Here is a 14756-nt window from a genome sequence, read left to right as displayed (position 1 = left end):
TAGAGCCTGTAAATTGCTTAGATTCTATTACTTCCTTAGATTCTATAAACAGTTTTAGATAACCAGCTCCACAACATAATAATTATATCTGCGAGGTCTGTAATGGGCTTTGCAACCCTTCTTGTTTTACTCCCCCGTATAAACAGGAAGGTTGCCACTTAGATCTGCTCTCTCTATCTGATCTAAGTGGCCTTTTTACATCTAGAAAGCTAACTATTATCGCTATGACAAGAACTTTATCCTCGTCACTCTTGGAAAGCTTCACTTCACGTCTGTTACAACTCAATCTCAACATCTGACTGAATCGCACTCGAACACGCGAGTACATAACCTTGCTCAATCTGTTCCGGTGTCAATGTCTCTTGGCTGCTTGATTCCACCGAACCTTTGGTTACTTTACACTTACACGAACCACAAATCCCACTACGACAAGCGATGATAATTGGAACGCCTGCTTTCTCTAATGAATCAGCGAGTGGTGTACCCGCCTCCGCTTCTACTTCTGCGCCAAATGCAGGAACAAACACCTTAACGGCACTATTTGAATCTGCAGACGCTTCTGCTTGTAATTCTTCTGAAGCAGTATTGCTATTGGCTAGTGAATTATTACTTTGAGTCGCGGGAGTAAAACTTTCTTGATAGAAGTTATCCATGTTGAACTCAAGTTCTTTCAGGTAGTTCTCTATGTCTTGCATAAAGCTAACCGGCCCACACAAGTATACGGTTCTGTTTAAGATGTCTGGGCTGAGTGTTACCAACCAGTTCTTGTCTAGACGACCTTGGGGAGCAGTTGTTCCTTCACTGTCTTTCAGAAGCAACTTAAGGTTAAAGTTAGCGTGTGTCTCATCAAGTTGGTTAAGCTCTTCAAAGTAGATGGTCTCGCGTCGATTACGTGCCATGTGAACAAAATCGATTTCAATATCACTGCCTTGAGCCAACCAATACTTTGCCATCGCCATCACAGGAGTGATACCGCAACCCGCACTCACTAACGTTACTTTTTTTGTCGTCGTTGGCATGCAATCAATACAGTTAAACGCACCAGCAGGCTTCAATACAGAAACCTCATCACCTTCATCAAGTTCATCAACAATAAAGTTCGAAACCAAACCACCTTCCACACGCTTTACCGTCAGCTTCAGGCGGTTATCTTCAGGACAAGACGCTACAGAATAAGCACGGTAATCCGTTTTCGCCGGCATATCCAAACCCAGAGTAATAAATTGCCCTGGCTTAAAGTTGAAATGTAAGTCTTGTGGAACGCTGCCAAGCTCAAAGCTGACCGTATCTGGCGTCTCGTGCCATTTCTTTAAACACACTAAATTGATTGAATCGCTATCCGACCATGCATACATAGTTCGTGTACCTTGCTAATGACTAGATGATTAAATGACTAAAGATTTAAATCGAAAAAGCCCCGCCGTTGTCTGTTTTAGAAAAACGTCACAACAACGGGGCTTAGAGTTGGCTTAAATTAAGCCGCTAAGATTGTTTTAAGATCTTGCTCTGGCGTTGAGATAGAACGCATATCGAACTCGTCTTGCATAATCTTTAATAGGTTTTCTGTTAGGAAAGCTGGCGCTGTTGGGCCCGTGTAAATACCTTTCACACCAAGAGCGAACAGGGTAAGCAGGATAACGATCGCTTTTTGCTCGAACCAAGATAGAACCAGCGTTAACGGAAGTTCGTTGATACCACAATCAAACTCTTGAGACAGTGCGATAGCAAGCTGAATCGCAGAGTAAGCATCGTTACATTGGCCAACATCTAACAGACGTGGGATACCGTTAATGTCACCGAATTGGTTTTTGTTGAAACGGAATTTACCACATGCAAGTGTCAGGATTACTGAATCTTCTGGCGCTTGAGCTGTGAAATCTGTGTAGTAGCTACGTTCAGATTTGTCACCGTCACAACCACCGACTAGGAAGAAGTGTTTGATGTTGCCTTCTTTTACTTGCTCGATAACCGCCGGAGCCGCTTCCATCAGTGCGTTACGACCAAAACCGACAGTGATCATTTGCTCGATCTCGTCGTGTTTGAAGCCTTCTTGCGCAAGAGCACAGTCGATTACTGCGCTGAAATCGTCGCCTTCAAGGTGATCAACACCAGGCCAGCCTACGATGCTACGCGTAAATAGACGATCAGCGTATGAGCCTACATCAGGGTTAAGCAGGCAGTTAGATGTCATTACGATGGCACCAGGGAAGTTAGCGAATTCTTTTTGCTGGTTCTGCCAAGCGCTGCCGTAGTTACCCGCAAGGTGTGGGTACTTGTTCAGTTCAGGGTAACCGTGTGCAGGTAGCATCTCACCGTTAGTGTAAACGTTGATGCCCTTGCCTTCAGTTTGTTGAAGGATCTTTTCTAGATCATGCAAGTCGTGACCAGAAACAAGAATACAGTGGCCTTTCTTAGTCTTCACGTTCACGGTTGTTGGTTGAGGGTGACCAAATGTATCTGTCTCACCTTTATCCAACATTTCCATGACTTTGTAGTTCATCAAGCCAATCTGCATAGACGTATCTAGCAGTTGTTTTAAGTCAGATGGGTCAGTACCTAAGAAAGCCATGATTTCATGGTATTCAGCAAAGATAGCATTATCAGTTTGACCAAGAACACGCGCATGCTCCATGTAGGCTGCCGCACCTTTTAAGCCGTATAGGCAAAGAAGGCGAAGGCCAATCACATCTTCATGTTGAGAGTCGTGACCACGGTTTACCGCAGCTTGAGGGGCAAGTGCCAATAGCTCTGAAGAATCGGTTGGAAGATCGAATTGCGCAGCAGCCGAAAGTGCTGGGATTTCAAAACCGATCAACGTAGCAGCCGCACGTACCTGTTGCTCTAAACGCTGCTTAAACTCGTGAGATTGTTGTGCGAACTCGATAATACGAGCAGGGTCAAAGTTAACGTTAGTCAGTGTTGCGAAGAACGCTTTTGGTGCCCATTCGTCAATTTCAGTATCAATAACATCGCAAGCGCGGCCTAAATTGGCCCAGAAAGAAACACCTTGAAGAGAATGCACCAACACGTCTTGAAGGTCGGATACTTCCGATGTTTTACCACACATACCTTGTGCGAAAGAACAGCCTTTTACGGTTGGGGTTTGAATTGTTTGTTCACATTGAATACAGAACATAAGGGCTCCAGTAATATTTTAGTTAACTGTAAGTACTTTGCTTACAGTGACTTATTCCAAAACCTATAGAGCATCAACCGTGCCAACTTTTAACCCATTGATTTTATTGAACTTGGCTTTATTCCCTTATTTTAGTGCGTGATTATGACTACATATATACTCTCAATCCACACACACCTGTGTCATAGTGACTCTCTAGAATTATTTGGTGGTGTTCATGTTTCGTTCAGAATAGAAGCGATATAGTAACAACATAGAAAAAGAGGAATGAATATGAAAAATATATTAGTTACGATTGTTGCGTTGTTTACTGGCCTATTGGCGTTATTCACTAGCTTGATCCTTGCTATTCCTTTAGCTATTGCAGCTTTAATTACTGGCAAGCGCATTCAGAATCAAATGAAGAAACAGGGGTTCGCAGCTCACATGAACACACGTCAATCATCAACCAATGATGCCGGTGTTATTGAAGGTGAATACGAAGACCTTTCAAGCAAAAAGTAATCTAAACTTAAGTTTCAAACATAGTGAAAGCACAACAGAGACAACATTAAAAAATGCATAGAAATACCATTCTAACGCTGCTCGCCTTAACGACTTTAAGTCTCGTTGGTTGTTCCAACGAGACAACTATACCCGCTTACGAAACATCTCCAAGCTTGCCGGCCTATCAGCAAGATAGCTTTGATGCCTACGTCAATGACACCCAAGATTGGTTGCTGATAAACCGCGTGTTCATGACAAAAGACAAGCAGCTTGAGATTCAGCTGAACTCCCCGACTGAATACAAACCTACCGAACCTAATGGCAAGGCAGTGTTATTGGTCCATGGATTAGGTGATTCACCCTATTCGTTTAAAGACATCGCTACCCATTTGGCTGAGCAAGGTTACTTAGTGAGAACGGTATTGCTTCCGGGTCACGGTAGTCGTGTGGGTGACCTAATGCAACCGAGCTTAGATGATTGGCAAGGTGTAGTAGCTCACCATACCAAGTTGCTTGAGCAAGAGTATGATTCTGTGTGGCTTGGCGGCTATTCAACAGGCGCAAATCTCGTCACTTCGCAAGCGATGAACGATCCTAAGATCTCCGGATTACTGCTGTTCTCTCCTGCGTTTCAACCAAGCTCGTCTGCCGTTCAATACGCGGGGCTCGCAAGCTACTTTTTCACTTGGGCTGATCAAGATCCTGAAGACAATGTATTGCGTTACAACTCATTACCAATGAACGGTGCCTCGGTTTACTACGAGACATCAGAAGTCGTTCGTGATGACTTACAAGATAAGCACTTCGATAAACCAGTGTTTATTATGATGAGTGAAGGCGACAGCGTGATTGACACCAGCTACGTTCAACAAGCATTTACTGAATCGATGCCCAACCCAAACAATGTGTTGATCTGGCAAGGTGAGACGACACTCAATGATCCGCGAGCGGTTCAGTACAGCATGAAACTCCCGGAGCAACGCATCTCGAACGGTTCTCACATGGGTTTACTGTTCTCGCCAAGCAATCCGTATTACGGCATTAATGGTAGTGAGAAGATCTGCTCCAATGGTCAAGAGGAAGGTTTTGAAGAACAGTGCAACGCGACAAGTGAAGTTTGGTACTCAGCATGGGGATATCGTGAAGATGGAAAAAACCATGCACGTTTGACCTATAACCCTTACTTTGCTGACTCAATGAAAGAATTAGACTCGGTTCTAAATTCAGCAGGCTAACTTCTTTTAGCGGTTAACTGTTAGCGTTTAGCGTTTAGCGTTTAGCGTTTAGCGTTTAGATAAGTAGAAACAAAAACGGCTCACAAGATAACCTCTTGTGAGCCGTTTTAGATCTTAAGGTCTAGTGATGACTAAATCATCCACACCACACGCACAGCAAGCAGAATCAACACCACACCTGACAATCGGTCAATCAACTGCGCTTTCGAACGAATACGTTCAACAATCAAAGGGCTAGACAGCACCAAGGTTATAAATGTGTACCATAAACCGTCTACAAGTAGCGGTGTTGAGACGATAATCACTTGATTGGTCAGTTCATTACCTAACGCAACAAATTGACTAAACAGAGCGATGAAGAACAGCGCGATTTTTGGGCTCAAGATAGAGATCAAGAAAGCCTCGCGAGCAGACTGCATGTAACTCATCTGCTCACCCGCTTCCAATTTCGCGGCAACACCACCTTTCGAACGCAACGCATTCACGCCGAGATAAAGCAGATACGCTGCACCCGCTAAACTAATGGCTTTGAACAACATGGGTGATTGCTCAAGTACAACGGCTAAACCAACAATGGTTGCGAACGCATAAATACCGATGCCTACGGCGTGAGACCAAGCCGCGATAAGCCCGTTCATGCGGCCACCAGCCAGACTGTGTTTTGCAATCATCGCCAAGCTTGGGCCCGGAGACATTGCACCCAACAAGCAAATCGCTAATAAAGAAAACCAAATTGTTACTGTCATCATTCCATTCCTAATAAATAAAGCGTTCCAGTTGAATGCTCTACGCTTAATACTCAATACTTGGCACTTACCATAATTCGCAGAAGGCATTACTTGAAATCAAAGATTATCATTACACTTATGATTTCAAATCATACTGATATTATAACTCGACTTCTGCATAGCTTGGAATGCCTTTTCTCTCGCCCATTTGTGGGCAGAGTCGTTGTCATACTTGGGGTGCCACATTAACCAATAGGTGTGCATTTCTGTATCAAATGGCAAAGAAAAATAGGCAGTATCGAGGTGCCGACCTAGGTTATAGGCGATATGTTCTGGCACGATCATCAAATAGTCATCTTGCATTAACACTGTGCCTGCGGATGAAAAGAACGGGACCTGTAAAGCCACTCTTCGCTTCAGCCCTTGCTTCTTCAATGCTATGTCCGCGTAGCTGTCTTTATCTCCGCCACCTGTCACTTTGATGTGAGAGTAGCTGACGATATCTTCTGCACTCAAAGTCGATTGGTGGGCTAATGGATGCGACTTGCGCATTAAACACACCGATTTATCTTCACCAAGCTTAATGCTTGAGACATGTTCTGGCTTTGTGGGAAACATACTGGAAGCCAAATGAATACCCGACTCGTTCAGAGCTTCAAGGTAGTTTGGCTGCCACAAACGGAAAGCCAAATTAATGTTCGGGGCTTCGGCGGACACCTCTGCAACAATAACAGGAAGAATATACTGAGCCACATAGTCACTCGAAGACAATACCAGTTCCCCCTGCCAGTCTTGCGGTTCAAAGGGTTTATCGTCTAAAAGGTGGTCGAACTCTCCAAGCAAGTCATCGAGTTTGCCTTTGAGCAACAAAGCACGGTTAGTCGGAACCAGTTTGTTGCCATCACGAACCAGCAAAGGATCGCCACATAGATCTCTAAGCTGAGCCAGTTGACGGCTCACCGCCGACTGCGTGATGTGCAAACGCTGAGCTGTTCGACTGACATGACACTCTTCGAGAAGCACATGCAGAGAGCGCAGTAGGTTTAAGTTGATATTGCCTAACATGAATGCACCGTCGCATTCTGTTTGTTGAAAAATTCCGTCAAGACAGTATGAGTCATAAGGTGTCGAAGCTCTGGATAGTTTTGCAGCCGATCGCGGATTTGATTCAAACGGTCCATGCTTTCAACTTCAACATAAAGCATCATATCTGTCTCACCGCTAATAGAGTGGCACCATTGCACCTCATCAATACTCTGGATTCGTGTCGCGTAAGACTCACAACTATGGTCGCTGCTCGACATGTCGAACTTCAACAAGATGTAAGCGCACACATTCTTCGTTTGATTGGGCTCTACCACTTGAGCACAATAACCCGTAATCACTTTGTCGCTTTCCAGTTTCTTGATTCTGGCGTTCACCGCCGAACGCGAGAGACTGACATCTCGGGCTATATCACTCACTGAGCATCGTGCATTGGTTTTAAGAATATCCAAAATTTGGCGATCAAATTTATCCATGCTTCTGATTCTTTCCATTTATTGTTCTATTTATAACGCCTAATTTGACACAACTTTCCTACTTATAACAGCCATTATGACAGCCGACACTTTCACGCTTAATCAAGTTAAAACCGTTAAATTGACGGTGTCTTAAGACGTTTCGCTAGCTGTATTATTGATGTCGACAATGTATGCTCTCATTCATAGCATCACCCAAACATCAGAAGACAGGCACAATAAGGCCGATATGATAAGCCAATAGCTAGGAGAGCGAATGACACAACTCAAACAAGAAATCACGCTTATTTCAGGAATCGGACAACTCTCGACTACCTTGCTAGGCACTGGATTATTTATGATCCCTGCGATCGCAGCAGGCATTGCAGGACAGTTGTCACTACTCGCGTGGTTAATCCTGTTTATCGCTATTTGCCCGATTGCACTAACCTTTGCCGCATTAGGAAAACGCTACCCCAATGCAGGTGGCACGGCCTATTTTGTGCGTCAGGCATTCAGTGAGCGATTAGAAACCAGCGTGGCTTGGTTATTTGTGAGTGTGATTCCTGTCGGTATTCCGGCAGCCATTGCATTGGCTGGAGGTTTTGCACAACAACTATTGCCAGCACCACTCGACACACCACTTGGCGCTCAGTCCTTTACCGTCGCTCTGCTTATTGCCGTCAATTTGATGGGCAGTAAGTCTTCTGGCCGCTTACAAACGGTGATTGCCTTGTCGATTTTTGCCTTGGTTAGCGCCTTTGTTTGGAAAGCCGACATCACAGCAGCTGACATCACAGTTCCGACCATGACGTCCGATTCGATGTGGTCGATTGGCGCAGCCTTAGCGGTAATGTTTTGGTGCTTTGTCGGGATAGAAGCCTTTGCTCACATGGGAGAAGAATTTAAAAATCCACAGCGTGACTTTCCCATCGCAATCATTGCAGGGTGTTTCGTTGCGGGCATAGTGTACTGGGCTTGCTCGGTGGTTATTATCAAGCTAGGCGCTTATGGTTCACCTGAATTTGATGCTGCATCCATCCCGTGGGTAACAGAACAACTGTTTGGTAATGGCTTCAAAACCGTCATTAGTGTGCTGGGTTTCTTTGCTTGTTTTGCTAGCCTAAACCTTTACACACAAAGCTTGTCTCGTATGATTTGGGCTCAGGCTCGCCAACACACTCCTATAAGTAGAATGGCTCAACTCAATAGCCGTGGTGTACCACTTTACCCAACCTTAGCAATTGGCTTTGTCGCGCTTATCTCTTGTGTGATTGGTGAGTTGTCTAATCTCGATCTCGAATTCTTTCTTAAACTCGCCAACGGGATTTTCGTTCTGGTTTATCTGCTTGCAATGTTAGCGGCTTGCCGATTACTGACTGGCGCATCTAGATACACCGCCATGCTCTCACTGGTCCTCTGTACCTTGGTGTTTATCTGTTTAAGCTGGTCGATGCTCTATGCCGTCACTATTTTTGTGACATTGTCACTCCCTTGGCGCAAGTGGCTAGGTAAAGGTAAAACCGTTTCTATCGACAAGTTATAACTCGATTAATGATAAATCGACAAACTGTAAGCAAGCCCTACCAATATTACTGATAAAAAAGCCGAGCGATCTGTGTGATCTTCGGCTTTATCTCAGCCAAACGGATATTTCCAAACCCCAACACTGCCCCATTCCAATCACGAGCATCACTTGATCCATATTCATAAAAGTCAAAAGGACGAATGATGATATTTTCAAGCTCTGCTCTACGGCTCCACTCATGTTCAGATATGCCTTGATACCACTTCACGGTCACATGTAGCCCTGCCGCTTGGCTAATCACTTCAAGATCGCCATGAAACTCACTTTTAATCGCTTCTATCATCGCTTCATGCTTGAGTTTGTATGAACGACGCATCTTTCTAATATGACGCAATAAATCGCCTTCGTGAACAAAATCCGCCAAAGCTTCTTGTGTATGTGAAGCCGTGTCTCCCGTGAGCGCATCTTTAATCTCAAGACACTTCGCCACCAGACTTTCTGGCACCACCAAATAACCTAGTCGAAGGCCATTGAACATCACCTTACTCAGGGAACCGACATAGATGATACGATCATCGAACCCTAACTTACCCGCCAAACCTTGCATGCTGGTATAAGGACGATGAGCAAACTGGAACTCACTGTCGTAGTCATCTTCAATGATCCATGACTGATGTTTGTTAGCCCAATCGATCAACTTGAGGCGTTGCTCAGTATTGAGGGTCGTGCCCATTGGGTATTGATTGCTTGGGGTGACGTACAATGCCTTGGCGTTACTGGACAACACTTTTTCAATATCTAATCCAACCTTTTCACGCACACTCACACCGTCTAGCTCTAGCCTCAACATATCGATGATTTTATGCACTTGTCGATAGCCGGGCTCTTCCACAAGAATTTTGTCGCCCATCGCCAACGTTGCCATTAAGCCAATTGAAATGGCTTGCTGTGCGCCTGCCGTGATGATGATTCTATCGGCACTGCAGTGAACCGAGCGACTACTCGCAAGATACCCGCTCAACGCTTCCCTCAAGGCTAAGCTTCCCTGAACCTCTTGATTGCCCGCAATGTTCTGACGTGTAGAGTGACGTTGCAGTAGCCTCTGCCATTTCGCAAAAGGGAAGGCATCTAAGTCAGGAACTCCAGGGGCAAAGCTGCGGTTAATATCGTTAGGTGTCGCTATGTTTGTAGTCGGTTTACTGACTGTTTGTTTAACCTTCGGATCCTGAATACTGTTTGGCTTAGACAAACTTAGAAAGTGTTCTGGTTGTTCAACCGAGACATAAAACCCTGAGCCTTGCTTACTCTCGATATAGCCTTCGGTGACCAGTTGTTCGTACGCATAAATCACCGTATTTCGACTCACCGATAACTCGACAGCCAACTTACGTGTTGAAGGTAACTTACTGCCCTTGCTCCATAAATCTTGAACGATCTTCTCTCTTATCGCGTGGAACAAGGCGGTTTGACGCGTGTCGTGTTGTTCGTCTAACTGTAGATCACCGACATCAATAGGCTGCATAACTGGATCCAAATAGTGTTTAAAAGTGGCTCTATTTAATAGACCAGTTAATCGCTACATTAATCAAAAGGCAATGATTAAGGAGCGATTATGTTATCTAACACGAAAAGAACCACGATTAAAAAAGGGGCTCACAAAGCCGTATTTGAACAAGAGAAACTGCACCAAATTATTGATGAGAGCTTAATCGCACACATTGCATTGCAGGGCGAACAAGGCCCAATGGTTATCCCGATGCTCGCGTGGCGAGTCGATGACATGGTCTACATTCATGGGGCTAAAAACAGTCGCTTATTGAAAGGTCTGAAAAAGGGAGATCCAACCTGCTTAACGTTCACTTTGTTCGATGGTTGGGTGTTGGCTCGTTCGGCATTTCATCACAGCGCGCATTATCGTTCTGCTGTGGTATTGGGGTCATTTTCAGTCATCGATGACAATCAAGAAAAGGACCGCTTGTTGAACATCTTTATTGAGCAAATCGCGCCGGGTAGAACCGATGAAGTGAGGCTCAGTAATGAAAAAGAACTCACCGCGACCGAGTTATTAGCGATCCCTTTAACGGAAGCCTCCGTGAAGATTGGTAAACATGGTGTGAATGATGATAAAACCGATATGGATATCCCAGTATGGGCTGGCGTATTACCTTATCGAACGGTCGTAGGGCCATTAGAAACGGTTCCAGAGCAAGAAGGCATCATTGAAACACCAGATTACCAACAAGCCTATGGTGAGCGCTGGTATCAGAATTGATACACAAAGATGGTCAACTTAATAAAATTGTATACAATCTGAATTACAAAAATTTAACATGACATAATAATGTAATCAGACGATGAGAACGAATAAGGATATTCAACCATTTCAAGGCTTGCTCAATGGCATTGGGCAAGTCTATTTCACACCGTCTGTTATGACGTCGCTTCTGCTATTACTTGCCATTTCTATTGAGTCACTTGCGCTAGCTTTTCTTACCTTGCTTGGCGCCAGTTGCAGCTATGCACTAGCCTTCTGTTGCTATATGTACACCAACGCCAACGCCAACAAGGCAGCTTACGATATTGATAGCGGTATGTATGCGTTAAATGGGGCTTTAATTGGTTTGTTTATCGGTAACTTTTTGGGTGTCACACCATTATTGGTTCTAGTGGCTGTGTTAGGCGCATTACTCACAATTCCCATTGCCAACATTGTATTCAGATTTAAAAAATATCGCGGTTACACTAGCGCCTTTATCCTCACCTCTTGGCTGATTTATGCTATCCAATCAACCTTGGATCTATCGGCATTTTCTGCACCTGATTCCGCACTGATGCCACTAATCAGTATTGAGGCTAACTCGTTGTTTAAACTGCCGACAGTGGTAATCCCGTTGTTAAAAGGGATAAGCCAAGTCAGCTTCATCGAAAATGCATTGTCGGGGCTCGTAATCTTGGTTGCCATCGCACTCAGCAATATCAAGCATGCCATTTGGATTATGCTCGCAGTAATAATTAGCACCGTATTTAGCGGTTTGATTGGCGCTTCTAGCGAACTGGTAGCGCAAGGTCTTTACGGGTACAACGCCATTCTTGCCACTTTAGCACTTGTGCTCTATCCGCGAATCCCTTGGCCGTTAACCCTATTAGGCATGCTATTAAGCTGTGTAATCACACTTGGCTTTCATGAACTGTCACTACTGCCACTCACCGCCCCTTTTATTTTGAGTACTTGGGTCGTGGTTTACTTATCAGGCCTAACGCAAGAACCGAAGGCCAGTTAGGCAACATAGTTACAGTCCGGTTTTTAAGCGCTCCACATATTGCTTGGGCGTCAAGCCTCGATGTTTCTTAAACATCCGATTAAAGCTCGCGACGTTGGTATAACCTAACCTCGTCGCCACTTCTTCCACTGGCACTGAATACAACAATAGCTCCACCGCCACGTTACTTAGCGCGTATCCCATGATGGTAGAAAAGTTAACACCCAACTTGTGTAATCGTCGTTGGAACTGCTGTTCAGATAGCCCGAGTAGACTGGAAACTTTATGCAGCGTTGGCAGGCCGAAATGGCGACTATAATTGATCATCTCATAAGTCACTTTATGCTCATCCTCGGCGTCGGGCATGTTGAGGTAATTGTCTAAATCATGAAAGTTCATCGCCAAACTCATCTTGCCGACAGAAGGTGATTGGTTGATCGACAACCTCAAGTGGCTCGGTATCCAAATCTCAGTTCGTGGTTGGCCCCACTGAATATTGCACCTAAAGTACTCCTGATAAAGTTGAGTGTTTTCGCGATAACCAGCGATAGATACGGCTGCAGGGGTAAAATCGTCTCCCAAGTATCGTCTCAATATCTTCATCATAAAGATGGCGACTCGAATCGAGTCATGAACTTTACCAGTCTCAGAATACGCAGGGTTGTCGTAACACCACTTGATGAGTTTACCGACTTGAGCGCCATAGAGAAAAGCACCAGACTGCAAACAGTGCAGGCCAATGTTAACTCGACGAATAGAAGAAGCCAGATCGTGTCCAGAGAAAAACCAGTTCGAGAGAGGACCTAGCCTTTCAATATCCACCCTATCAGCAAGCTTCAAGATAATATCAGAATCGCCTGTTTGCTGTTCAAGCAAGCCATACCATTTGTCCACTTCGCCAACGGGAATAAGGCTCATCGGGTTGTTAAATACCGACTTGGGGATACCTAATTGCTCTACATTCACGAACTTATTAGTCGTTGCGTGTTGGTAAATACCCAGAATTCCCAATGCTCTTAAGAAGTTACAATTGTTCATTAGCTACCATACTTAGAAGTCACTATTACAGATCAAGTCATATTGACATTATTATTAAAGTAATTGGTAAATTTTCAACCTCTAAATCTGATATCAATCACACTCTGTGCTCAATTTAACCTAGGGTTTATCAATGAGTTTAGTGAGTGTCCCATTTGTCGGCACCGGCGCCGATACCGCTCTACACGTTGTAGCCGGCGTTGTATTAATCGGAACTATCGCTGCTGCATGTTACGGGTTCTGGCGTGTGCATGAATTACCAATCAATAAAGCTCACAGCAAAGAGCACCAACAACTCGGTTTGATCACCGCATTAACTTGGATTGGTTTTATCTGGCACTGGGTATGGGTACTCGCCGTCATCTTGGCCTTTGTTGATATGGAAAAAGCTATCATCAATCTGAGAGACACCTGGAAAGCGCCGCCAAAGTCTGATGTACCGCCGGAACAAAATGATAAAAATCAGGAGAACCCAGTATGTTAGAAGGTTTAGCGATTTGGGCACTGTTCATTTATTTACTGAGACTGGTCGGTATGCCTTGGAATAAAGGCACCAAAGCGTTTGCTTACTTAGGTGGTACATCTTGGTTGATGTTCGTATGGGTTGGGTTAATCAACTTTACTCCGATGGACCTATCTGGAGGGTCGGTTGTTCAGTCTCCACATATTCAATTACGCCCGGACTCAACAGCGGTCACAGGAAAAACCACAAAGGTTCACATCAGCCCAAACCAAGATGTGGTTGAAGGGCAACTTCTTTACGAAATTGATGACACTAAGTATGTGATTGCGAGAGACAAAGCAGGCGTTCAACTTGAGTCAACAAAAGTCGCTTTAGATACCGCTCGCCAAGAAGTCAGCATTGCTAAAATTAGCTATCAGTCGGCGCTAGAAGACATCAAAACATCTATTGCACAGATAGAGTCAGCAAAGACAGATCTAGTGTTGCAATCTAAGACCCTTGACCGTTACCAGAAACAAAACAGTGTTGTAGAACATACGATTACAGAAACTGACATCGACCAACAAACAGCAAAGGTAGACTTAGCGACGTATAACGTTACGACATTGGAATCTCAGCTTAGCAAGAAAGAAGTCGATGCCGAGAATGCGAAATTAAACATCCACAAGGCTGAAACCAATGTAAGCAAGAAGCAGACTGAGGTCGATTCAGCAAAAGCAACATTAGCACAAGCACAATGGGACTTGAACAGTACCAAAGTCACGGCACCGACTGACGGCTTTGTAACGAACTTTATCCTTCGTGAGGGTCAACGCGTTTCAATGATGCCTCGTATCCAGATGTATACCGAAGAGAAGTACGTATTGATGCGAGTCAATCACCAAGCGATTCGCAATGTTAAGGTGGGTCAACCAGCAGAATTTTCGACCGCGGTATACCCGGGGAAAATATTCTCTGCAACCGTAGAAGGCATTGTTGAAGCGACGGGTGAAGCACAAGCTAGCTTATTAGGTATTGATGAACAGGTTCGCGTTACCACAGGCAGAAACCTCCAAAACAAACACCACTTTGTCCGCTTAAAAATTGACGAAACGGAAGGTTACGATATTCCTGTCGGCTCCGTTGGACTAGCTTGGGTCAGCGGTGAAAAGCCAATTGGCTTTATGGGCTTCCTAGACGTAATACGCGGGATTATCATTCGAATGAAATCTCAGTTGTACTTCTTTTACTCAATCTAACTTAAGTAACAAGTCAATCAATACAAAGCTAGTATGCCCTTAAAGCATGCTGGCTTTTTTGGGGAAGAACAAAGACGAGTTAGTACTAGCTGTCGGCATAAAATACAAAATAGTTCTTATTACATAGCTTAGACAACCCATCCAT

At 44.5% G+C, this 14756-nt stretch carries 14 protein-coding genes; 7 read left to right on the top strand and 7 right to left on the bottom strand.

Features of this window, described 5'->3' with window-relative positions; genetic code table 11:
- Positions 1-275: 275 nt before the first annotated feature.
- Both AACT19_RS03000 and hcp read right to left on the bottom strand, forming a co-directional pair.
- The gene (locus AACT19_RS03000; RefSeq protein ID WP_076645138.1) at positions 276-1355 is read right to left on the bottom strand and encodes a hybrid-cluster NAD(P)-dependent oxidoreductase; all 1080 of its coding nucleotides are present in this window, start codon (positions 1353-1355) and stop codon (positions 276-278) included.
- A 119-nt stretch (positions 1356-1474) separates the two neighbouring features.
- Complete coding sequence (gene hcp, locus AACT19_RS02995; protein ID WP_004730037.1) at positions 1475-3136, bottom strand: hydroxylamine reductase; 1662 nt, start codon at positions 3134-3136, stop codon at positions 1475-1477.
- Between the two features lie 273 nt (positions 3137-3409).
- Between hcp and AACT19_RS02990 the strand changes: the two genes are divergently transcribed.
- Together AACT19_RS02990 and AACT19_RS02985 are read left to right on the top strand one after the other, a co-directional pair.
- Positions 3410-3640 carry a hypothetical protein gene (locus AACT19_RS02990; RefSeq protein ID WP_017061777.1) on the top strand — a complete coding sequence of 77 codons (231 nt, stop codon included), beginning with the start codon at positions 3410-3412 and terminating at the stop codon, positions 3638-3640.
- 53 nt (positions 3641-3693) lie between these two features.
- A complete protein-coding gene (locus tag AACT19_RS02985; protein WP_076645136.1) occupies positions 3694-4857 on the top strand; it encodes an alpha/beta hydrolase in 1164 nt (387 codons plus the stop codon).
- A gap of 131 nt (positions 4858-4988) precedes the next feature.
- On the opposite strand, the gene AACT19_RS02980 is transcribed toward AACT19_RS02985, so the two are convergent.
- From AACT19_RS02980 to AACT19_RS02970, 3 genes are all read right to left on the bottom strand, one after another.
- Positions 4989-5603, bottom strand: a complete 615-nt coding sequence (locus AACT19_RS02980; protein ID WP_029221972.1) for a LysE family translocator — start codon at positions 5601-5603, stop codon at positions 4989-4991.
- Between the two features lie 126 nt (positions 5604-5729).
- Positions 5730-6650 carry a LysR family transcriptional regulator gene (locus AACT19_RS02975; protein WP_076645134.1) on the bottom strand — a complete coding sequence of 307 codons (921 nt, stop codon included), beginning with the start codon at positions 6648-6650 and terminating at the stop codon, positions 5730-5732.
- Positions 6644-7105, bottom strand: a complete 462-nt coding sequence (locus AACT19_RS02970; protein WP_076645132.1) for an Lrp/AsnC family transcriptional regulator — start codon at positions 7103-7105, stop codon at positions 6644-6646. The genes AACT19_RS02975 and AACT19_RS02970 overlap by 7 nt, the downstream gene beginning before the upstream one ends.
- 256 nt (positions 7106-7361) lie before the next feature.
- On the opposite strand from AACT19_RS02970, the gene yjeH reads away from it, so the two are divergent.
- The gene (yjeH, locus tag AACT19_RS02965; RefSeq protein WP_076645130.1) at positions 7362-8630 is read left to right on the top strand and encodes an L-methionine/branched-chain amino acid transporter; all 1269 of its coding nucleotides are present in this window, start codon (positions 7362-7364) and stop codon (positions 8628-8630) included.
- Positions 8631-8676: 46 nt separating this feature from the next.
- Here the strand turns inward: yjeH and pdxR are convergent, their stop codons facing one another.
- Positions 8677-10134: a MocR-like pyridoxine biosynthesis transcription factor PdxR gene (gene pdxR, locus AACT19_RS02960; protein ID WP_076645128.1), complete on the bottom strand. Its 1458-nt coding sequence runs from the start codon at positions 10132-10134 to the stop codon at positions 8677-8679.
- 90 nt (positions 10135-10224) lie between these two features.
- On the opposite strand from pdxR, the gene AACT19_RS02955 reads away from it, so the two are divergent.
- Both AACT19_RS02955 and AACT19_RS02950 read left to right on the top strand, forming a co-directional pair.
- On the top strand, positions 10225-10884 hold the full coding sequence (locus AACT19_RS02955) for a pyridoxamine 5'-phosphate oxidase family protein (RefSeq protein WP_054547130.1): 660 nt from the start codon (positions 10225-10227) through the stop codon (positions 10882-10884).
- Between the two features lie 82 nt (positions 10885-10966).
- Positions 10967-11893 (top strand): urea transporter, encoded by a 927-nt coding sequence (locus tag AACT19_RS02950; protein WP_076645126.1) that lies wholly within the window; start codon positions 10967-10969, stop codon positions 11891-11893.
- Positions 11894-11902: 9 nt separating this feature from the next.
- Here AACT19_RS02950 and AACT19_RS02945 read toward each other — a convergent pair whose 3' ends face one another.
- Positions 11903-12910: an AraC family transcriptional regulator gene (locus AACT19_RS02945; protein WP_076645124.1), complete on the bottom strand. Its 1008-nt coding sequence runs from the start codon at positions 12908-12910 to the stop codon at positions 11903-11905.
- A gap of 133 nt (positions 12911-13043) precedes the next feature.
- Here AACT19_RS02945 and AACT19_RS02940 point away from each other — a divergent pair, with 133 nt between their 5' ends.
- Positions 13044-13394, top strand: a complete 351-nt coding sequence (locus tag AACT19_RS02940) for an MFS transporter (protein ID WP_076645122.1) — start codon at positions 13044-13046, stop codon at positions 13392-13394.
- Positions 13388-14611 carry an HlyD family secretion protein gene (locus tag AACT19_RS02935; protein ID WP_017082492.1) on the top strand — a complete coding sequence of 408 codons (1224 nt, stop codon included), beginning with the start codon at positions 13388-13390 and terminating at the stop codon, positions 14609-14611. Before AACT19_RS02940 ends, AACT19_RS02935 begins: the two co-directional genes overlap by 7 nt.
- Positions 14612-14756: the final 145 nt, after the last annotated feature.

This window comes from Vibrio sp. 10N.222.47.A9 (assembly GCF_963872585.1).
In the GTDB taxonomy this organism is placed as follows: domain Bacteria; phylum Pseudomonadota; class Gammaproteobacteria; order Enterobacterales; family Vibrionaceae; genus Vibrio; species Vibrio splendidus.
Note: the sequence above shows the minus strand (reverse complement) of the source record. Positions and strands in the feature narration are given on the sequence as shown.